Source organism: Kocuria sp. HSID16901 (genome assembly GCF_003989425.1).
Taxonomy (GTDB): Bacteria; Actinomycetota; Actinomycetes; order Actinomycetales; family Micrococcaceae; genus Rothia; species Rothia massiliensis.
Window position 1 is genome coordinate 75,898 of record NZ_RBLM01000001.1, and the last position, 19,869, is coordinate 95,766.

A 19,869-nucleotide genomic window follows, 5' to 3' on the forward strand; every position below is an offset into this window, starting at 1 on the left:
GTGCTCGAAGAATGTGGTGTACGTGACAAACGCGCACGACACAAAGGAGTGACCATGAGCACCGCCCTGCCTACACAGATGCGAGCCGTCGTCTGTAACAAGCCGGAGGACTACACCCTAGAAACCCGCCCGGTTCCCGAACTCGGCCCAGACGACCTCATCATCAAGGTGGAGGCCGTCGGTGTCTGCGCTTCGGACCTGAAGTGCTACCACGGAGCCGCCAAGTTCTGGGGCGACGAGAACCGCCCGCAGTGGGCCCTCGAAAACACGATTCCCGGACACGAAATCACCGGAACCGTCGTCTCCGGCACCGACAAGGCCTTCAATTATCACGGCGTGCACGAAGGCGACCGGATTGTCGTCGAGCAGATCGTGCCGTGTGGTGAGTGCCGCTTCTGTGGTCGGGGCGAGTACTGGATGTGCGGACCGCATGACATGTTTGGCTTCCGCCATTTCGACGGCGGCATGGCCGAGTACATGTTGGTTCCCCAGCGTGCGCGCGTCCACCAGATTTCCCGGGACGTCAAGCCGCAGCACGCGGCCTTCGCCGAGCCGCTGGCCTGTTCCTTGCACGCGGTGGAGCGGGGCAATATCAAGTTTGAGGACGTCGTCGTGATCGCAGGAGCGGGCCCGATCGGCCTCGGCGCGATCATGGGCGTGCGAGAGAAGAATCCGCTGAAGATTGTCGCCCTCGACATGGACGACGACAAGTTGGCCCTCGCCAAGAAGTGTGGCGCGGACGTGACCATCAACATCAAGAATGAAGATGCGATCACGCTGGTCAAGGAGATGACCGACGGATACGGCGCAGACGTGTACATCGAGTGCACGGGTCACCCCTCCGCGGTCGGCCAGGGCCTGAACATCCTCCGCAAGCTCGGCACGTACGTTGAATACTCCGTGTTCGGCCAGGACGTGAGCGTGGATTGGTCCATCATCTCCGACGACAAGGAGCTCAGCGTGCTGGGCGCCCACCTGGGGCCTTACACCTGGCCCAAGGCGATCAGCATGATCGAGTCCGGCAAGCTCCCGTTGGATGAGGTCTGCACGCACCAATTCCCGTTGGAGAAGTTCCAGGAGGCCCTCGACAGCGTCGCCGATTCGGCTGGCTCGTCGATCAAGGTCTCGATCATGCCGCAGTCCTAATCTGCGTTGCGTGGGCCGGGCCCTGACCCGGCCCACGCTCCTTGACCCGCCCAACGCACGGGTCGTCCGCCCCACAGGCACACCGGGCCATCGCAACACCCGGACGACTCCCGAGGAGACCGCCCCATGACCAAGCTGTACAACGACCCCGCCGATTTTTGCGACGACCAGTTGGAAGGATTCGTCGACCTCTATTCGGACCGTCTCGCGCAGGTTCCGGGTGGGGTGATCTCCTTGCCGCCCAAGACGCCGCAGGTCGCGGTCATCGTCGGTGGCGGCTCGGGGCACTACCCCGCATTTGCCGGATTGGTCGGTCCGGGCTTCGCCTCCGGTGCAGTGGTAGGAAACATTTTCACCTCCCCGTCGGCCGCTCACGTGTACTCCGTGGCCAAGGCCGCGGACCAGGGGAAGGGCGTCGTCCTGACCTTCGGTAATTACGCGGGCGACAACATGAACTTCGGCATCGCGGCAAAAATGCTTCAAGCCGAAGGAATCGATACCCGCATCGTTGTGGTCACGGACGACATCGCCTCGGCCCCGGAATTCGATCAGCGCCGCGGCATCGCGGGTGACTTCACGGTTTTCAAGGCTATGGGTGCAGCCGCCGCTGCCGGCAAGGACCTCGACGAGGTGGAGCGACTCGGCAATCTCACGAATCAACGGACCCGTACCTTGGGCGTGGCATTCGCCGGATGCACGATGCCCGGCGCCGATACCCCGCTCTTCGAGGTCAAGCATGGGCAGATGGGCGTCGGCCTCGGAATCCACGGGGAGCCCGGGATCCGTGACGAGGCCCGTCCCTCGGCTCAGGAACTCGGAAAGCTCCTGGTCAAGACGGTCTTAAAGGATGCGCCGGAGAATCCCGGCGGCCGGATCGGCGTGATTGTCAACGGTCTGGGCACCACCAAATACGAAGAGCTGTTCCTGCTGTACCGCACGGTCGCTCCCATGCTCCGGGAGGCGGGTTACGAGATTGTCGACCCCGAGGTGGGCGAGCTGGTCACGAGTTTGGATATGGGCGGCGTCTCCTTGACGGTGCTGTGGCTCGATGACGAGCTCGAACCCCTGTGGACGGCCGACGCGTATGCCGCCGCCTATCGCAAGCAGAAAGCCCCGCTGGAGAGTATCGACAAAAACTACGAGGTGTCTGCCGCGGCGATCGACGAGGAGTCTCTCGTCGAGGCGAGCCCCGCGGCGCTGGACCTCGCGAAACGAGTCCGTCAGGCCTCGGCGCGGGTCGCCGATCTCATGCGTGAGCAGGAGACCTACCTGGGCGAGATCGATTCCTTCGCGGGCGACGGCGATCACGGCCGAGGCATGGTGCGAGGCAGCGAAGCGGCCCAAACCGCGATCGACGGCGCACCCGAGAAAGCCGGCCCCGCCGCGTTGCTTCGCATCGGGGGCCGAGCCTGGGCCATGCAGGCCGGAGGGACTTCGGGGGTTCTTTGGGGAGCGTCCCTGGAAGCCGCGGCCCAAAAGATTGACGACGCCGCCGAAGACTTTGCCCCGGAAGACCTGGTGCAGGCGGTGCGTACCTTCGCCGATTCCATGGTGACTCTGGGTGGTGCCAAGCTCGGAGACAAGACCCTGCTGGATGCCTTGCTTCCCTTCGCAGATGCCCTGGAGGCAGCGGACGGTTCGCTGTCCGAGGCATGGGCCGAAGCAACTCAGGCGGCGCAAAAGAGTGCCGAGGAGACTTCAGAACTTCGCCCCCAAAAGGGTCGCGCGCGGCCCCTGGCGGAAAAGTCGCTGGGTCACCCCGATCCCGGGGCCATCTCGATGGCGATGATTCTCGATCTCCTCGGAGAAAACCTGTAGGCAGGAGACCTCCGGCGCCCGCGCCACCGAGCTTTGCTTCGCCAGCGGGCCGTGAGCGTCGACTGAGCACGAAAGGCGGCCACCATGGTCACATTGAAAAACTCCACTCTGGACGAGGTTGAACGCATCGCCTCGGAACGCACCGCCGAGGGCAGCACATTTCGGGTGCCGAGCTATGACCGTGGGGAGCTGACTGCGGGCATTGTGCACTTCGGCGTCGGCGGTTTCCACCGGGCTCACCAGGCGCGATACCTCGATGAGCTCCTCACTCGTGGTGAAGCGAAGGACTACGCGATCTGCGGGATGGGGGTTCTTCCCCAGGACAAGCACATGCGAGACACACTGGCGGAACAGGATTACCTGTACACGCTCGTCGCCCGCTTCCCGGACGGGCACGAAGACGTTCGGGTGATCGGTTCGATCGTCGACTACGTGTGGGCCCCAGAAGACCCGGCCGGTGCGGTCGAGTATCTGGCGGGGGAGAACATCAAGATTGTGTCGTTGACCGTGACCGAAGGCGGCTACAACTTCAACCAAGTCACACACGAGTACGACCTCGAGAACCCCCAGGTCGCCGCGGACCTCGCGGATCCGGAACACCCTCGCACGGTCTTCGGACTGGTGACGCAGGCGCTCAAGGTGCGACGGGAACGTGGCATCGCGCCGTTCACAGTCCGAAGTTGTGACAACATCCAGGCCAACGGCGATATGGCGCGCCGTGTCTTCACCGCTCATGCCCGCGCCGTGGATTCCGACTTGGCCTCGTGGATCGAGCAGCACGTCAGCTTCCCGAATTCCATGGTGGACCGCATCACCCCCGCGACGACGGATGATGACCGCCGGTACATCCGTGAGGAACTGGGCTATGAGGATGGCTGGCCCGTGGTCACTGAAGACTTCATCCAGTGGGTCATGGAGGACAACTTCGTCAATGGCCGCCCGCCCTATGAGGACGTCGAGGTTCAGATGGTGGACGACGTCGAGCCCTACGAAAAGTTGAAGCTCCGCATGCTCAACTCGTCCCACCAGGGGCTCTGCTATTTCGCCCACCTCGCGGGGTATCACAAGGTCGATGAGGCCGTCTCGAATCCTCTGATTGCGGATTTCCTGCGCGCCTACATGAAAAACGAGGCCGAGCCGACCCTGGATCCTGTGGAAGGCATCGATGTCGAGGCCTACGCAGAAACCCTCATCCGCCGGTTCACCAACCGTTACGTCAAAGACACCGTGCCCCGGCTCTGCGCCGAGTCGTCGGACCGCATTCCCAAGTGGCTTGTTCCGGTCATCCAGGACAACCTGCGCGACGGGGGCAGCGTTCGGTACTCCGCCGCGATCGTCGCGAGTTGGGCTCGGTACGCGGAAGGCATCGACGAGAAGGGTCAAGGCATCACGATCGTCGACAACGCGGAAGAGTCTGTGCGCGCCGCGGCCCAGGACCAGCACGAGGACGACCTCGCGTTCCTGCGCAACCGCGACTTCTTCGGGGACTTGGTGGAGCATGAAGAATTCACGACGCCGTACCGGGAAACCCTGCGTTCCCTCCACGACGTCGGGAGCCTCAAGACATTGGAGAAACTGCTCGCCGAGTAGCATGAACACGTGATCCCGCCGGCTCGACGAGGAAGGTTCCGTGAGCACATTCGTACTGGGGGTGGACTCGTCCACCCAGTCCTGTAAGGCCCTGTTGGTCAACGCGGAGACCGGCGAGGTGGTCGATTCTCGGCGTGCCTCCCATCCCGAAGGCACCGAGGTCGATCCTCGCGAGTGGGCGCGTGCTTTACATGAGGCCACCGAGGATCTCCTGCCGCGAGCCGACGCCGTGTCGATCGCCGCACAACAGCACGGCATGGTGTTGCTGGATTCTGCGGGTGAGGTGGTTCGGCCGGCGTTGCTCTGGAACGACACCCGTTCGGCCGGTGCCGCCACCAGACTGACGGAACGTCTCGGCGGCCCCGAGGCTGCGGCCCGGCGTCTGGGGAGTGTTCCGGTCGCGTCATACACGGCGACCAAACTCGAGTGGGTACGCGACCACGAGCCGGAGAACGCCGCGAAGGCCTCCGCCGTCGTACTTCCGCATGACTATTTGACGTCGGTGCTCCACGAGAACGGCGAACTGTGGACCGATCACGGTGATGCATCGGGGACCGCGTACTACTCGACGGCCGAACGTCGATGGCTTCCCGACATCGCCGAACAGGCCATCGGCCACCCCGTGTCTTTACCCCAACTCGCAGAACCCGGGCAGTCGGTGGGGCGCACCAGAGGGGGAGCCGTCTTGGGCGCCGGAACCGGCGACAACATGGGCGCGGCCTTGGGGCTAAATCTGGAGCCGGGAGACGCCGTGTTGTCCATGGGGACCAGCGCGGTGGCCATGATGGTCAGCGAAACCTCGACTCACGACGCTTCCGGGCTGGTTTCGGGCTTTTGCGATGCCACGGGTCGCTATCTGCCGCTGGCGTGCACGCTCAATGGTGCTCCGGTCTTTGACCTGGGATGTCGCCTTCTGGGGGTGGACCACGATGAATTTTCCCGTCTGGCGCTTTCGGCGGATCCGGACCCTGAGGGGGCGATTTTCCTGCCGTATCTCAATGGCGAACGCACCCCGAATCTGCCCGAGGCTCGGGCGCAATTCGGCAGGCTACGCGGGGATCTGAGCCGACCGCAGATGGCCCGGGCTATGGTCGAGGGGCTGGCGTGTTCCGTCGTGGAAGCGATGGGATACGTGACGGACCAGGTCGGACGGCAGCCGAGGCGCGTGTTGCTCATCGGTGGCGGGGCAAAGTCGGAGGCTTTCCGTCGCGTCCTCGCCGGTATCTTGCGGCGTCCCGTCGAGGTCCCAGCTGCGGAGGAATTTGTGGCCTTGGGCGCCGCGCGGCAGGCGGCGTGGGCGCTCGACGGCGGAAGCGAACCGCCCACCTGGGATTCGGCCGTGGCAACGACTCAAACGGTCGAACCGGAGGAAACCACGGAGGTTTTCCAGGCCTACCTCGACTTCCGCAACGCGACCTACCCGGAGCTTGCCCCGAAGGGCTAGCTCCGGGACAGAGTCATACGGTGGTATATCCGCCGTCGATGACCATGTTCGCGCCGGTGACCATCGCGGCGTCGTCGGACACAAGGTAGCCCACCATGGCGGCGACCTCTTCCGGGAGGGCGAAGCGACCGGCGGGAATCTGCTCTTTCGCGCGTTCGCCCTTCTCGCCGGCCCAAGCCTTTTTGCCGAGCGGCGTTTCGACGATGGTCGGCGACACGGCGTTGACCGTCACGCCGCGCGGGGCCCATTCCAGGGACATCACTTTGGTCATTCCCAGGATTCCGGCTTTCGACGCCGAGTAGGCCACGTGCTGGTCCAAACCGACAACGGCACCCTGGGAGGCCAAGTTGACGATGCGCCCCCAACCGGCCTCGACCATCACGGAACCCGCGGCCTGAGCCATGTAGAACGAACCGCTGAGGTTGATGTCGATGGTTCGCTGCCAGTCTTCCGCGGAAAGGTCACTGGCGGGGCCGAGGAAGACCACGCCGGCGGAATTGACCAGGATGTCCGGCGTTCCCAGCGAGCGGACGACGTCGTCCACCACGGAACGGGCGGCCTTCGGGTCGGTCAGATCCGCGCGATGGGCTGTATGGCCTTCGCCGGGCCACGCCGCGACGGCGTCGTCCAGCCCCGCCGCGATATCCACACCCGCGATGCGTGCCCCGCGCTCGGCGAGGTGGTGGGCAATGGCGGCGCCGATGCCGCTGGCCGCACCGGTGACGATGGCGATGCGCCCTTGGTGAGTCTGTTCCATGATATTTCTCCTCAGGATCGGGCTACTCGTGGGGAGTAGCCGTGGATGAAGCACCGATACCAGCGAGGTGGTGGGTGATGGTTGCCGTGGCCTCGTACAGGCTTCGGTAGTCCTCGTACAACGCGTCGTACAGCGGAATATCGCGGGGTTCGATGACTTTGGCGACGGGATTCCATGTGTCCAATTCGGAGGCCGCGTCCAGGGCCTGAGCGACCATGAAGGCGTTTCCATACGAGGCACCGACCGAGTGGCGGTGGATGCGCTGTGGCCGACCCGTAACATCGGAAACGATCTGGGGCCAGAGATCCGAGCCCACTCCGCCTCCCGCGCAGGTGATGGTGTCGATCTGGGCCCCTGCCTGCTCCATGACGTCGATATTGTGCCGAACGGCGAAGGCCGTTGCCTCGAGCAGGGAACGGTAGATGTGTCCGCGCGTATGATCCAAGGTCAGCCCGGCCATCACACCCCTGGCGTCCGGGTCTTGAATCGGTGTCCGCTCGCCCGCGAAATAGGGGAGCGTCAGCAGCCCTTCGGAACCGGGCGATATCTGCTCGGCCTCGGCGATAAGCTCCGCGAAATCGTTCGCGCCGGTCAAGTTCTTAAACCATTGCGTGAGCGCGCCGGACGTGGCCAAACCGCCGGCCAAGTTGCGAGTTCCTTCGCGCGTTCCGGTGGTGCCCCACATTGAGGCGTGGCGGAGCCGCTCGGGCGAATTCGCGATCAGGAAGAGCGTGGTCCCGTACATCAGGAACAGTTCGTTGGCGGAGGTCGCCCCCACGGATTCCTGCTCGGACCACGCGTCGATACTTCCGAAGATCACGGGGATTCCGGCCTCAAGCTCGGGCAACTCGTCGGTGGGCCGCGTCTGTCCGCAGATCTCGTTGCTCCAGCCCAGTCGCGGCAGCTCCAGCCCGTCGGTGAACCGACGCGTCGTCTCGTGGGCCCACTGGCAGTTCTCCGGGTCGTAGAACGGGGTGCATTGACTGGCCGAGTGCCGGTCCAGGACGTATTCCCCCGTGAGATGCCGAATAATCCAGCTGGAGGGCATGTAAAATCGCACCCCCTCGCCGAAGGCCTCCGGATGCCTCTTGGCGAACCACAGGAGTTTGGGTCCGGCCGCTTGCGAGGTTAGTGGAGAATCGTAGGTCCGCAGGATCGACGACGACCCGAGCTCTTCGGTGAGCTCGTCGATTTCGGCACGAGCCCTGTAGTCCACGCCGTAGAGGGCCGCCGGCGCCAGCGGTTCATCGGAAAGAGTGGTCACTCCGACGCAGGGGCCCATCCCAGAAACCCCGATGCCCGTTATTCGTACTCCCGCGCCGCCCACGAGCTCAGCGTAGAGTTCACGGAATTCACGCCACCACGTGGTCATATCCATCTGCACGACGCCGTGGGGAAGGCGCTCGACCTCGTGCGTGAGGCTTCGAGTTGCCGCGACGGATCCGTCGGGCCTGACGAGCACCGCCTTGGTGCTGGAGGTTCCGACGTCGAGACCGAAAAAAGCGTGATCTGTCATATATTCCATAGTGGCGCACGACCTTCACGTCGGGCTAGGTCGGCACGCTAATCGAAAGGTCCGTGTCCCCGAATCCAGTCCGAATCGTAATGGTCGGGGTCTTGACCGCGGTCCTGGTTCCTGCGGCGTTCCGCATAGTCGGTTTTGCGGAGAATGGCGTCGTCCTCATCGGGAGTCGTCCATAGCCTCAGGGCGACGAGTCCAGCGGAAAGGCTCGCCATGAGCAGGAGGAGAAAGCCGAGCTCGGACCAAATCAGCACATGGGTGCGGATGTGGACGCTGTCTTCGCCGCTAAGCCACCCGGGGATCAGGTAACTGATGACGAAAAAGACGACGCTGATCAGCAACATTCCGATCGGGATCCAAAACCACCGGGCCCCGGGGCGTCGGTGGGGCCGCCCACCGGGCTCACGGAAGGCCGGCAACAAGCGCCACCAAACGGAGACGAGTCCTGCCGCGCCCACGAGGACCGGCGCGATCCCAATGAGCGCCCACCTCGAATGTCCCGAGGCGGCGAGCCCAAAGAAGAGGAGGATCCCCAATAGCCCGGCGGCCAGGGAGAGGCCGGCGGCCATGCGCCGGTACGCGGAGGGGCGGTCTCCCGGGTTTCGGGAAAAGCCGGAGGCTTTCTCGGGGGACGAATCGCGGAATGAGCCTGAGCCGTCATGGTCCGAGGCGCGTATGCCGTACGCGGGGTGGTCCTCCGAAGGGTCGTGGGGTCGCGTCGGGTCGACGTTGCTCAAGCCGGGCCTCCCTCCGAGGTTTGTGAGGTGCGGGGAATTTCGGCGCACCGTGGGGACGGCGACGTGTGGTGCCGTGCCTCTATGGTAGGCCGCGCCGTCGGCCCGAGTCACTGACGATACCGATCGTCACAGGCCCATTTCCCAGACAAATTTCAGATCTGGTGCACGAAATACTCAGATCAATTAGTTACTGTTGCTATGCAAAGCCCGGGGGATTTGAGGAAGTGCGAGCCGCAGATCCCCCGGGCATTGTGTTGCCCGGGGCGGAATCTGACGACTCGTCTTAGCCGATCCACGCGTTCATGTGTCGGAGGAAATCGGGATCCGTGAAGCTCGACGTCGCAAAGTGAGCGGCTGGCGCTTCGTCGGCGGGGTCACTCAGGGCGATCACGCGTGTTCCCGCCGCTACCGCCGCCGCGGCTCCCGGCCCCGAATCTTCGAAGGTGAGAGCGTGCTCGGGGGTTGCCTTGAGGGTGTTGATAGCGGCCAGGTACATATCTGGAGCCGGCTTGCCATGCGCGACGTCGTCCGACGACACCCACGTTGTGAGATACGGCTTGTAGCCGGCCACGTCCAGCTTGATGTCGAGGATCTCCCGCGAAGAATTTGAGGCCACAGCCACGGGGATGACCTCCGCGAAGGCACGGACGAGGTCCATGGCGCCCGGGATGAGGTCGACGCCGCGAGCAATGCGTTCGCGGTCGAGCTCGCTCAGACGATCCAAAATTTCACGGCTGCGTCCGGCGAGTTCCTCCTCGGACGTGCCGCTCGGTAGTTCTTCTCGCGCCAGGCCCTCGGCGATGACGGTGGCCGGCATGGCGGTCATCTTGTCGGCCATGAGATGAGGGTCGCCTATGCCCAAGTCGTGACTCACTCGGGCGACTGTTTCGCCCCATGACCGCTCGGTATCCATGAGAACTCCATCACAGTCAAAGACCACCGCTGTTGGGGTCCAATCGGGGGAAAAGGTGGACGGGCTCAGCGGTGCTGACCAGGAAAGAAACGTCATGAATCCCATCATGGCAGGCCGCAGAACGTCGCGCGAAGTGCCGCATTCATGACATGTCACGACGCGGCGGGGGTGTGCAGGGGAAGCGGCATCCGGAATCATTTAGGTCATTTTTTCTTGTCCTAATTACCTCATTACCTCACGGGCGTGGTATGTTGAGGCTTGCCTTACAAACTCTGCATGTGCGGGATGAGTAGGCCAAACATCATTCGCGCGGGCTCTGGACTCGTATTCAGCGGTCTTGTCCCCGACCAAGAGGAGTAACGACACCATGGTTTCCCTTTCACGTGGCACCTTCCTGAAGGCCGCCGCGGCCTCAGCCGCAGCGCTTGCGCTCGTCAGCTGCTCGACCGGCTCGAAGGACGACTCTTCATCGGGTGGCAATGGTGCCTCCGCCGAGTCTGGTGCATTCCCCGTGACTCTTCAGTCCCCGTTCGGCGAGACCAAGATCGAGTCTGAGCCCAAGAAGGTCGTGGGCGTCGGTTGGATCAACGCCGAAATCATTCTGTCCCTGGGCGTCGTCCCTATCGGCTCGGGCTATGTGAACTGGGGCGAAAACAAGAACCACTCGACCGACTGGTTTGATGCGAAGGTCAAGGACCTCGGTGGAGAATTGCCGAAGCGCTTCCCTGAGACCGATGGCATTAACTTTGAAGAAATCGCCAAACTGTCCCCGGACCTGATCGTCTCCGCGGTTGGAACCATGGATCAAGAGACCTTCAATAAGCTCAAGGACATCGCCCCGGTCGTCGTTTACGGCAAGGACCACCAAGACGGCTGGACCGTGCCGTGGCAGGACTCGACGCGCACCATCGGTAAGGCGCTCGGCCGCAGCAAGGCCGCCGACGACCTCGTCCAGAAGGTCGAGGGCAAGCTCAAGGACGCGGCATCGAAGTACAGCCAGCTCAAGGACGCGACGTTCGTGGCCTCCAACCTTTCCGTCGCTGAGGCGCAGCCCTCCATCAGCGTGTATGCCCAAGGCGATGGACGCGTGAACTTCCTCGAGTCGTTGGGTATGAAGCTCGCCGACTCCGTCAAGTCCCTCAAGACCGATACCTTCTACGGCACCTGGTCCAATGAGCGCGCCTCCGAGCTGACCTCGGACATGCTCTACTCCTGGGTCGACTCCGAAGAGAGCATCAACAAGATCAAGTCCAACGCCGTCCTCAAGCAGATCCCCGCGATTGCCAAGGACGCCGCCGTCCTCGACGCGGACCAGAAGGAAGCCCTCGGCATGGGTAATTCGCCCATCGGCATCGAGTGGCTCCTGGATAACACCGAGTTCGTGAAGAAGATCGCCGACGCCGTCACCAACGGTAAGAAGTAGGCACAGGCTCTTCATGTCCACAGCCGTCGATACCCGTCGACATCAAGCGCCGGTCAAGGCAGGATCCCGCCAGGGCACTGTCTTGGTCGGCGTCTTGGCACTCCTCATCCTGACTGTTCTGGGCTCGTCGTTCTTGGGCTCGAACATGATCTCGCCTGCTGCTGCCCTTCGCGGGCTGGTCCACCCCGGTTCCGGGTCTCCGGAATCTGTGATTATGTCGGGCCGTATTCTTCGGACGGTCATCGGTGTGGTCATCGGCGCAAGCCTTGCAGCGGCCGGTGCGGCGATGCAGGGCGTCACCCGTAACCCTCTGGGCGACCCGGCCATCCTCGGGATTAACGCCGGGTGTTCGTGTTTCGTGGTGATCGGCATCGCGTGGGTTGGGGCCTCGGGTGCCCCGGCCTATGCCGCTTGGGCTTTGATCGGCGCAGCTGTGGCAGCCGTCGCGGTGTATTCCATTGCCAGCATGGGCCGAGGAGGGGCAACTCCCATCAAGCTCGCCTTGGTCGGTGCGGCATTCAGCGCCGGGGCCATGTCGATTACGAACGCTTTGATCTTGCAGGGGCAGAAGACCCTCGACGAATTCCGTCGCTGGCAGATCGGCTCCTTGTCTCGCTCCTCCTTCGAGGATCTGCTGAGCCTGTCGCCCGTGATCGTCGTCGGACTCCTTTTGACCGTCGGATTTGCCTCATCCATGAATAACTTCGCCCTCGGGGACGACATGGCTAAATCGCTCGGGGAAAAGGTGGCCCTCAAGCGCTTCGTGATCTTCGTGGGGATCGCCGCCCTGTGCGCCGCGAGCGTGGCGCTCGCGGGCCCCATCGCCTTCCTCGGGCTCATGATTCCTCACGCGGTGCGGTCTCTGACTGGCCCGGATTACCGGTGGATCCTGCCACTGAGCGTCGTGGCCGGTCCGACGATTCTCCTCGTGGCCGACGTCGTGGGCCGTGTTCTCCTGCCGCCGACCGAAGTCGAGGTGGGCGTCACGATGGCCATCGTGGGCGTGCCGACCTTCATCTACCTGATTCGCTCCCGGAAGGCGGTCAATCTATGAGCACCGCGATTGCAGAACGAACCACGACTCCCGCTCGGTCGAAAAACCCAGCGGTCGACGTCCGAGCGCTTCGACACCAGAGGAAACTTCGCTCTCGTCTCGTGATTCCAGCCTTGGCTGTGGCGTTGGTGCTCGCCATCGGAATCCGCGTGCTCTTGGGTAGCTATAGCGTGACGATCCCAGATTTCTTCTCGATCCTGATGGGCCACACGATCCCCGGGGCCGGAGGTGCCCGTTTCATCGTTCTCCAGGAAAAACTGCCGCATGCGGTTTTGGGCGCCCTCGCGGGCCTGGCCTTTGGTTGCGCCGGTGCGATCTTTCAATTGCTCTTGCGTAACCCTCTAGCCAGCCCGGACATCATCGGCATCAACGCGTCCTCGAGCCTCGGGGCGGTCGCGGCCCTCGCCTTCTTTGGCGCGTCGAGCACCGGAATGGCCGTCGGTGGATTGCTCGGGGCCGTGGCATGCGCGGTTGTCATCTTCGGGCTCTCGGTTGGCCGGGACGGGCTCGTCGGCAACCGCTTTGTGTTGATCGGTTTGGGGGTCGCTGTGCTCGCGATCGCCTTGGCGAATTATCTCCTGTCCAGAATCAATATTTATCAGGCTGCCGACGCCGCGATCTGGCTGACCGGATCGCTCGGTTCCGCCAACTGGTCGAGGATCACGATGCTCGCCGTCGTACTCCTGATTCTCCTTCCCCTGAGCGCCATCTTGACCCGGAATCTCCATGCGATGGAGGTCGGTGACGATTTGGCCAGGGGGCTCGGTGTTCCCGTAGCCGCCACGCGATGGGTGTACATCGGGCTCGCCGTGGTCATGGTTGCCTTTGCCGTGGCCGTGACCGGGCCCATCACGTTCGTTGCGTTCGTGTCAGGGCCGATCGCCCGCAAGCTCATCGGCGGCCGGCATTCGCTCGTGGCCTCCGCACTGATCGGCGCGATCATCGTCGTACTGGCCGACTTTGCCGCCGCCGAATTGATCCCCGGCGGGCGTTTACCGGTCGGCGTCGTGACAGGCGTCGTCGGTGCACCCATTCTGCTGTGGCTCGTCGCTTCGGCCAATAAGGAAAGGTCTTGATTTCCATGGCTCAATCCACTGTCGCCGCCGGGGAAGGTCTCCGGCTGTGCGCGGAATCCCTCACCCTGAACTATGGCGGCCGCAATATCGTGGAAAACCTCGACTTTGAGGTGCCGCAGGGGCGCGTGACATCGATCATCGGTCCCAACGGTTGCGGTAAGTCCACGGTGCTTCGAGGGTTTTCACGTTTATTGAAGCCCGCTTCTGGTCGCGTACACCTGGACGGCAAAGACCTCGCCCGGTATGGCTCACGGGAATTTGCCCGACGGGTGGGCCTCCTGCCGCAGGACCCGGTGGCGCCGGAAGGCATCACGGTGGTCGATCTGGTGTCGCGTGGTCGCTACCCCTACCAAGGAATGTTCTCCAAGGCTTCTCGCGAAGACGACGACGCCGTCGCCTGGGCGCTGGAAGCCACGCACACCGATCACCTGGCGTCCTGCCAGGTGGCAGAGCTTTCTGGGGGCCAGCGTCAGCGCGTCTGGATCGCCATGGCTCTTGCTCAAGAGACCGACGTCTTGCTCCTCGACGAGCCGACCACCTACCTCGACCTAGCGCATCAGGTCGAGCTCCTGGATCTCGTCGTTGAACTTAACCGCACGCGTGGAACGACGATGGTCCTGGTGTTGCACGAGCTCAATCTCGCGGCTCGGTGTGCAGACCATCTGGTGGCCATGAAGGACGGCGCCATCGCCTTGGCGGGGGATCCCCGGGACGTCATCACCCGCGACCATCTGGCGGATGTTTTCGGCTTGGACGCGCTGGTCAGCACCGACGACGCCGGATCACCCGTGGTGGTGCCGGTACCACGAAAGGAATTCGTATGAGCGCGATCCCGATGGAACTCTTTGAGGCGCGTGTGACCGGGAAGGAGCGCCTGAGCCGCGACTTCGTCCGGGTGCGTCTAGCCTCGGAGCAATTGACGCGGCTGGCTTCGCCCGCAGGCAATGGCGAACCCCAGGTCCTGGACGCGTACCTTAAACTCTTCATTCCCCATCCCGATTTGGAGGGGCCGGTGCGGGTCGAGCTCAACGAGACCTGGCGCCAAAAGTGGTTCGCCGCCGAACCGCACGAACGTGGAGGGTGGATCCGGACGTATACCCTGCGCGATGCCCGCCCGTGGACCTCGCCGGAGGGCCGTGAAGGGGTCGAAATCGATATCGACTTCGTCCTGCACGAACCCGAGGGCTCCTGTGAGGACGAGACGATGGGACCGGGAGCGTCGTGGGCGGACAACGCCCAGGTCGGCGACCCTCTGACGTTTATTGGTCCGTCCCGGGAGGGGCAACTGTGGACCATGTGGAACCCGTCAAAGGCGAGCAACGTTGTGGCCTGCGCCGATGAAACCGCGATCCCCGCTGCATTGTCAGTGCTGCGGTTCCTACCCGAGGGGTCACATTCGATTTTCCTGATGGAGCTTCCGAGCGGCAACGAGAGCCTGATTGAATCCGCGAAGCCGTTGATTGAGGCCGCCTCGAAGCATTCCGAGGTTGAAGTGCACTGGCTCCAGCGTAACGACGGCGTCCAACGCGGTAAGCTCACCCTCCAGGCGTTGAGGGAGGCTTTTGGCTTGGACCCCAAGGAAGAAGACGCCGACAGCCCCTTGGGCGTACGGTTGCCTGCCGACGAGTTCGTGTGGGGCACCAGCGAGCAGCCGGGCGAAACGTATGTCTATCTCGCGGGGGAGGCCTCGGTGGTTCGAGCCTCGCGGCGCGTCTGCGTCAACGAAGCGGGCGTCGATAAGTCGAGCATTTCCTTCATGGGGTATTGGAAAGCTGGCCACGCGGAATCCTGACACATCCGCGCGTCTCGAGAGTTTAACGTTATTGCCCCGTCCTGACGTGCGATATTAGCCTCAAGGTAGGCCTCCGCCGTCTGCGGAGTGCCGTTCCCCTGAAGAACGCGAATGTGGTGAGTGATGTCGGCAGAGTCGGTTCCTGAAACGAGTCAGAGTCCGGAGCGTGGCCCCATCAGGTTCGTCGCGTTGGGGGACTCCTTCACGGAAGGGGTAGGGGACCCCGACCCGACGCGCCCCAATGGTGTTCGTGGCTGGGCGGACCGTGTGGCGGAGCAGCTCACCTTGCGATTTCCCAACACGACGTATGCCAATCTGGCGATTCGTGGCCGCACCATGGAACCGATTCTGGACGAGCAGATTGAACCCGCGCTCGCCTTGGAACCCACCCTGGTCAGCATTTACGCCGGGGGTAACGACATCCTGCGCCCCAGCCTCGACATCGACGAGATGATGGTCCATTACGAGGACGCGATTACTCGATTGCGTTCCAGTGGCGCCCACGTCTTTTCCTTCACGGGATTTGATGCGAAGAACTTTTACGGCGTCTTTAGAAGCACTCGTGGGCGCGCTGCCATATACAACGAGCTGTTGCGGGAGATTGCTGATCGTCACGGGGTGATCTTGGTGGACTACTGGCGCATGAGCAAAGAATTCTCCGATCCGCGTTTGTGGTCGGTAGATCGTTTGCACATGAATTCTTTGGGGCACCGCAAGCTCGCGGGGAAGGTCCTCGAGACGCTGGACGTGACCCCCGTCGTGGATCTGGGCTTGGAGACGTTACCGCAGTTGCGTCACGTCTCTCGGGTCGAGACCACCCGGGCCAACGTGGATTGGGTTCGCGAGTTCGCCCTCCCGTGGGTGGGCCGACGCCTGCGGGGGACGTCGTCGGGCGATGGAATGCAGCCTCGATATCCGGAATTGCAAACGCTCGAAGTGACCGAATCGCGCGAATCCACGACCGTCGATTCCGGTGATTAAGGCCATGTTCACCGGCTGACAGGTTGCTTAAGGGCCCGTAATTCCATAGTATTTAACGCTGTCGTAGTGGTGAGTCCACCTCTCGGCACCGAAGAAAGCTTCACCGTTATCCCGCGGCGGGGGCGACACCTGAAAATCTCACGCAGGCGTCTGCTCCACACTCAGGCCCGGCGAATAACCCGGTGCTCTAAGTAGGTGACGGAGCGCTCGGAATGCCCGCCTTCGTACGGGCAACAACTGCGCACCGTCATTTTGTCAACATTGGAGGAGAAACTATGGCAGCCGTCTGCCAGGTGACCGGAGCTGTTCCCGGCTTTGGACACAGCATTTCGCACTCGCACCGCCGCACCAAGCGCCGGTTCGACCCGAACATTCAAAAGAAGCGCTACTGGGTCCCGTCCCTTCGCCGCAACGTCACCTTGAACGTGTCCGCTAAGGGCATCAAGGTCATCGACGCTCGTGGCATCGACGCGGTCGTAGCGGACATCCTTGCACGCGGGGAGAAGATTTAAGCATGGCATCGAATACCAAGGACGTTCGTCCGATCATCAAGCTGAAGTCAACTGCCGGCACCGGTTACACCTACGTGACCCGCAAGAACCGTCGCAATAACCCGGATCGCCTGGTCATGAAGAAGTACGACCCGGTCGTCCGCAAGCACGTCGATTTCCGAGAGGAGCGCTAAGAGCAATGGCCAAGAAGTCCAAGATCGCTCGCAACGAGCAGCGCAAGGTCATCGTTGAGCGCTACGCGGAAAAGCGTGCCGCCCTCAAGAAGACCCTTGTTGATGAGAACGCTACTCCGGAGGAGCGCGAAGAGGCCCGTTTGGGTCTCCAGAAGCTTCCCCGCAACGCGTCGCCCATCCGTGTCCGCAACCGCGACCAGATCGATGGTCGTCCCCGCGGCACGTTCCAGAAGTTCGGTATTTCCCGTGTTCGCTTCCGCCAGATGGCGCACCGTGGCGAATTGCCGGGAATTACCAAGTCCAGCTGGTAATTTTTCGGGTGTAGGCCGGTATAGTCGGCTTGAGCCAAGAAAATTCAAGTCTCAGGAGGGACACAGATATGGCTAAGAACCGTAGCGAACTCGTTGCAGAGGTTGCCGAGAAGTCCGGCATGAGCCAGGCCGCCGTGAATGGCGTTTTGGATGCCGTCTTCCAGGTGTTTGAATCCTCGGTTTCCAAGGGCGAGAAGATCACTATCCCCGGTTGGCTCTCGGTCGAGCGCACCGACCGTGCCGCTCGCACCGGTCGTAACCCGCAGACCGGCGAAGCCATCAAGATTCCCGCCGGTCACGGCGTGAAGCTGAGCGCCGGTTCCAAGCTGAAGGCAGCTGTCGCCAAGAAGTAGTCCTCCGAGACTGCTGAGCTTCAAAGGCCCCGTATCCCTCATGGGATGCGGGGCCTTTGCCATGCCGTGAGCCGAACGACGCGTCTCCACTCACGGGGTGCCCTCGCGAAGCATAGGTCACTGCCAACGCCCGACGACGTGCTGAATCCGTTGGTAGACTGACGCCGGAGTGACCGCGACGTCGTGGCCCCTCCCAATCGCTCGTCATCACAGAAGAATCGCAGGGGGTGGATCATCGTGACACATCAACGTGCTCCGAGATCCCGGCTGTCACTTCTGAGACGAGGCTGGCTGGTGGCCACGATTGCAACCTTCACCGGTGTGGCGTCCCACGTCCTCGCGATGGGGCACGCGCCGGGAATCGTCTTGATTCTCGTGTGTTGGGCTCTGTCGGGCATGTTGTCGGTTCTTGCCGCCGCTTTGCGGGGCTCGGCACTGTCGACGGCGCTCGGAGTCCTGGTCACCCAAGGCGTCCTGCATTTCCTCTTCGCCCAGGCGGGCCAAGGCGTGGTGATGGCTCCCTCCGGTGGAGGGTCGGCCATGATGATGCACCAGCACATGTCCCACGGATCCGGCTCGATGTCGGTCACGGGCATGGCCCACGGCGACGTGATGTCGCCGGCCATGATTCTGACGCACTCGCTCGCGGCTGTCCTGACGTACGTGGCGATTCGGCGTGGGGATGAGGCCGTCGTCATTCTTCGGCGGGCCGTGCACCTTGGCCTGCAATGGCTCGCGCCTCTGCCGCCGCGCCGCGTGGAGATCGCTCGTGCGCCCCGGCCACTGCTGTGTGGCGCGCCGTTGCGCGTGCGAATCCAGAGTTTCTTCCCTGGCCCCACCTCGCCACGGGGACCGCCCGCTCTCTCCGCTTTCGCTTAAACATTCAATACTCCGGAATCCGCTCTGGGACACCTGCCCGCGGACCGGAGAATCCAGCGATGAAAGAGAGAGCCAGTCATGGCTATATCGACTCAGACGAAACTGAGAACACACCATAAGAAGCCGCGCAGTATTGCCGCCGTCATAGCGACCGTGTTTATGGCATGCGCCGTCCTGTTCATGGGTGGAACGGCCGCCCAAGCCCACGACCAATTGGTCGGCACCGACCCGCAGCAGGATGCAACGGTCGAAACCGCACCGGATCACGTGACCCTCACCTATTCCGGTGAAATTACCCAAGTCCAAAACGGTAACAAGGTCATCGTGACCGATTCGCACGGAAAAACCGTGAGCACGGGCGACCCCACGGTCAATGGCCGTGAGGTCACTCAGAAGATCAAGTCCGACGCCACGGATGAAACCTACAAGGTTGCGTGGCGCGTCGTTTCGCAGGATGGCCACCCCATCGAGGGGGCCTTCAACTTCACGGTGGGCAAGGGCGGATCCGGCGATGCGTCGTCGTCCAGCGCCGGTGCCTCCAATGAGGCCAGCCCGAACGCTTCTTCCGGTTCCTCGGATTCCGAAGCTTCCAACTCGGGAGTCCCGCTGTGGGTGAGCGGTGTCATTGGCGCCATCATCGCCCTCGGCATTGTGGCCATTGTCGCGCTTCTTCTAGCGCGGAACCGAGCACGGAAAAACGACGAACAGAACGGACGGAAGTAACCCATCATGAAGAATTCACGACACCTCTTGGCGCCCGTCGTCGTTTTGGCGGCCGCAACCCTGACCCTCACGGCATGTGGTGGGGCGCAGGAAGCCTCTCAGAACTCATCGAGCTCAAGCTCGGCTTCGGCCTCCTCCTCGGACACGGGGCTGAAGGTCGAGCAGCCGTGGGCCAAAGCTGCAAAGACCGGTATGACGGCCGTGTTCGGCAAGTTGACCAACACGACCGACCACGACATCGTCATCTCTTCGGCGACCACGAACGCATCGGACGAGGTTCAGCTCCACGAGACCGTGATCGACCCGAAGACGGGTGGGTCGTCGATGCAGGAGAAGAAGGACGGTTTCACGCTCAAGCCAGGGGAGACGAAAGAACTCAAGCCGGGCGGTGACCACATCATGTTGATGAAGCTCAAGTGTTCCCTGCTCGCCGGAGACAGCCTTAAGGTCACGCTCAACGTGAAGGACGGGCAGTCAGTGGTCATGGACGCGCCGATTCGTGACTACACGGGGGCCAAGGAAAACTACGACCCCTCTCAGGGCTCCGACTCGTCCGAGCACAGCATGGATCACGGTTCGTCGCACAGCATGGACCATGGATCCGGAGACGACATGTCCTCCATGAGCTCGGGGGAGAGCGAACTGCCGAGCTGCTCGTCGTAGGG

Annotated in this window: 21 protein-coding genes; 17 read left to right on the plus strand and 4 right to left on the minus strand. The window is 62.8% G+C overall.

Annotated elements, in window-relative coordinates:
• Nucleotides 1–54 precede the first annotated feature (54 nt).
• The 4 genes from D8M21_RS00360 to xylB all read left to right on the plus strand — a co-directional run bounded on the left by D8M21_RS00360 (nucleotide 55) and on the right by xylB (nucleotide 5,998).
• Entirely contained in the window at nucleotides 55–1,146 is a 1,092-nt protein-coding gene (locus D8M21_RS00360) for a zinc-binding dehydrogenase (RefSeq protein WP_048683843.1), read from the plus strand.
• 126 nt (nucleotides 1,147–1,272) lie between these two features.
• Nucleotides 1,273–2,964: a dihydroxyacetone kinase family protein gene (locus D8M21_RS00365; protein WP_048683840.1), complete on the plus strand. Its 1,692-nt coding sequence runs from the start codon at nucleotides 1,273–1,275 to the stop codon at nucleotides 2,962–2,964.
• An 84-nt stretch (nucleotides 2,965–3,048) separates the two neighbouring features.
• A complete protein-coding gene (locus D8M21_RS00370) occupies nucleotides 3,049–4,554 on the plus strand; it encodes a mannitol dehydrogenase family protein (RefSeq protein ID WP_053090050.1) in 1,506 nt (501 codons plus the stop codon).
• A 40-nt stretch (nucleotides 4,555–4,594) separates the two neighbouring features.
• Entirely contained in the window at nucleotides 4,595–5,998 is a 1,404-nt protein-coding gene (gene xylB / locus D8M21_RS00375; RefSeq protein WP_048683836.1) for a xylulokinase, read from the plus strand.
• A 13-nt stretch (nucleotides 5,999–6,011) separates the two neighbouring features.
• Here xylB and D8M21_RS00380 read toward each other — a convergent pair whose 3' ends face one another.
• The 4 genes from D8M21_RS00380 to D8M21_RS00395 all read right to left on the minus strand — a co-directional run bounded on the left by D8M21_RS00380 (nucleotide 6,012) and on the right by D8M21_RS00395 (nucleotide 10,125).
• Nucleotides 6,012–6,755, minus strand: a complete 744-nt coding sequence (locus D8M21_RS00380; protein WP_048683833.1) for a GolD/DthD family dehydrogenase — start codon at nucleotides 6,753–6,755, stop codon at nucleotides 6,012–6,014.
• A 22-nt stretch (nucleotides 6,756–6,777) separates the two neighbouring features.
• Complete coding sequence (locus tag D8M21_RS00385) at nucleotides 6,778–8,271, minus strand: FGGY-family carbohydrate kinase (RefSeq protein WP_048683830.1); 1,494 nt, start codon at nucleotides 8,269–8,271, stop codon at nucleotides 6,778–6,780.
• A 47-nt stretch (nucleotides 8,272–8,318) separates the two neighbouring features.
• Nucleotides 8,319–9,014, minus strand: a complete 696-nt coding sequence (locus D8M21_RS00390) for a DUF2905 domain-containing protein (RefSeq protein ID WP_126855558.1) — start codon at nucleotides 9,012–9,014, stop codon at nucleotides 8,319–8,321.
• A 283-nt stretch (nucleotides 9,015–9,297) separates the two neighbouring features.
• A complete protein-coding gene (locus tag D8M21_RS00395; RefSeq protein ID WP_082156918.1) occupies nucleotides 9,298–10,125 on the minus strand; it encodes an HAD family hydrolase in 828 nt (275 codons plus the stop codon).
• A 169-nt stretch (nucleotides 10,126–10,294) separates the two neighbouring features.
• Between D8M21_RS00395 and D8M21_RS00400 the strand changes: the two genes are divergently transcribed.
• The 13 genes from D8M21_RS00400 (at nucleotide 10,295) to D8M21_RS00460 (ending at nucleotide 19,867) form a co-directional block, all read left to right on the plus strand.
• Nucleotides 10,295–11,350 carry an ABC transporter substrate-binding protein gene (locus D8M21_RS00400; protein WP_048683824.1) on the plus strand — a complete coding sequence of 352 codons (1,056 nt, stop codon included), beginning with the start codon at nucleotides 10,295–10,297 and terminating at the stop codon, nucleotides 11,348–11,350.
• A gap of 13 nt (nucleotides 11,351–11,363) precedes the next feature.
• Complete coding sequence (locus tag D8M21_RS00405) at nucleotides 11,364–12,404, plus strand: FecCD family ABC transporter permease (RefSeq protein WP_053090049.1); 1,041 nt, start codon at nucleotides 11,364–11,366, stop codon at nucleotides 12,402–12,404.
• On the plus strand, nucleotides 12,401–13,480 hold the full coding sequence (locus D8M21_RS00410) for a FecCD family ABC transporter permease (RefSeq protein WP_126855559.1): 1,080 nt from the start codon (nucleotides 12,401–12,403) through the stop codon (nucleotides 13,478–13,480). Before D8M21_RS00405 ends, D8M21_RS00410 begins: the two co-directional genes overlap by 4 nt.
• A gap of 5 nt (nucleotides 13,481–13,485) precedes the next feature.
• Nucleotides 13,486–14,304: an ABC transporter ATP-binding protein gene (locus tag D8M21_RS00415; protein WP_048684104.1), complete on the plus strand. Its 819-nt coding sequence runs from the start codon at nucleotides 13,486–13,488 to the stop codon at nucleotides 14,302–14,304.
• Nucleotides 14,301–15,272, plus strand: coding sequence for a siderophore-interacting protein (locus D8M21_RS00420; RefSeq protein WP_048683821.1), 972 nt, complete (start codon nucleotides 14,301–14,303; stop codon nucleotides 15,270–15,272). The genes D8M21_RS00415 and D8M21_RS00420 overlap by 4 nt, the downstream gene beginning before the upstream one ends.
• A gap of 123 nt (nucleotides 15,273–15,395) precedes the next feature.
• Nucleotides 15,396–16,253 carry an SGNH/GDSL hydrolase family protein gene (locus tag D8M21_RS00425; protein ID WP_048683819.1) on the plus strand — a complete coding sequence of 286 codons (858 nt, stop codon included), beginning with the start codon at nucleotides 15,396–15,398 and terminating at the stop codon, nucleotides 16,251–16,253.
• Nucleotides 16,254–16,528: 275 nt separating this feature from the next.
• Nucleotides 16,529–16,765, plus strand: coding sequence for a 50S ribosomal protein L28 (gene rpmB, locus D8M21_RS00430; RefSeq protein ID WP_030015329.1), 237 nt, complete (start codon nucleotides 16,529–16,531; stop codon nucleotides 16,763–16,765).
• A gap of 2 nt (nucleotides 16,766–16,767) precedes the next feature.
• Nucleotides 16,768–16,938 (plus strand): 50S ribosomal protein L33, encoded by a 171-nt coding sequence (rpmG, locus tag D8M21_RS00435; protein ID WP_030015328.1) that lies wholly within the window; start codon nucleotides 16,768–16,770, stop codon nucleotides 16,936–16,938.
• 5 nt (nucleotides 16,939–16,943) lie between these two features.
• Nucleotides 16,944–17,249 carry a 30S ribosomal protein S14 gene (gene rpsN / locus D8M21_RS00440; protein WP_048683817.1) on the plus strand — a complete coding sequence of 102 codons (306 nt, stop codon included), beginning with the start codon at nucleotides 16,944–16,946 and terminating at the stop codon, nucleotides 17,247–17,249.
• 68 nt (nucleotides 17,250–17,317) lie between these two features.
• Nucleotides 17,318–17,602 carry an HU family DNA-binding protein gene (locus D8M21_RS00445; protein WP_030015324.1) on the plus strand — a complete coding sequence of 95 codons (285 nt, stop codon included), beginning with the start codon at nucleotides 17,318–17,320 and terminating at the stop codon, nucleotides 17,600–17,602.
• A gap of 294 nt (nucleotides 17,603–17,896) precedes the next feature.
• The gene (locus D8M21_RS00450; RefSeq protein WP_048683813.1) at nucleotides 17,897–18,481 is read left to right on the plus strand and encodes a hypothetical protein; all 585 of its coding nucleotides are present in this window, start codon (nucleotides 17,897–17,899) and stop codon (nucleotides 18,479–18,481) included.
• Nucleotides 18,482–18,559: 78 nt separating this feature from the next.
• Entirely contained in the window at nucleotides 18,560–19,204 is a 645-nt protein-coding gene (locus tag D8M21_RS00455; protein ID WP_048683809.1) for a copper resistance CopC family protein, read from the plus strand.
• A gap of 6 nt (nucleotides 19,205–19,210) precedes the next feature.
• On the plus strand, nucleotides 19,211–19,867 hold the full coding sequence (locus D8M21_RS00460) for a copper chaperone PCu(A)C (protein WP_053090047.1): 657 nt from the start codon (nucleotides 19,211–19,213) through the stop codon (nucleotides 19,865–19,867).
• Nucleotides 19,868–19,869: the final 2 nt, after the last annotated feature.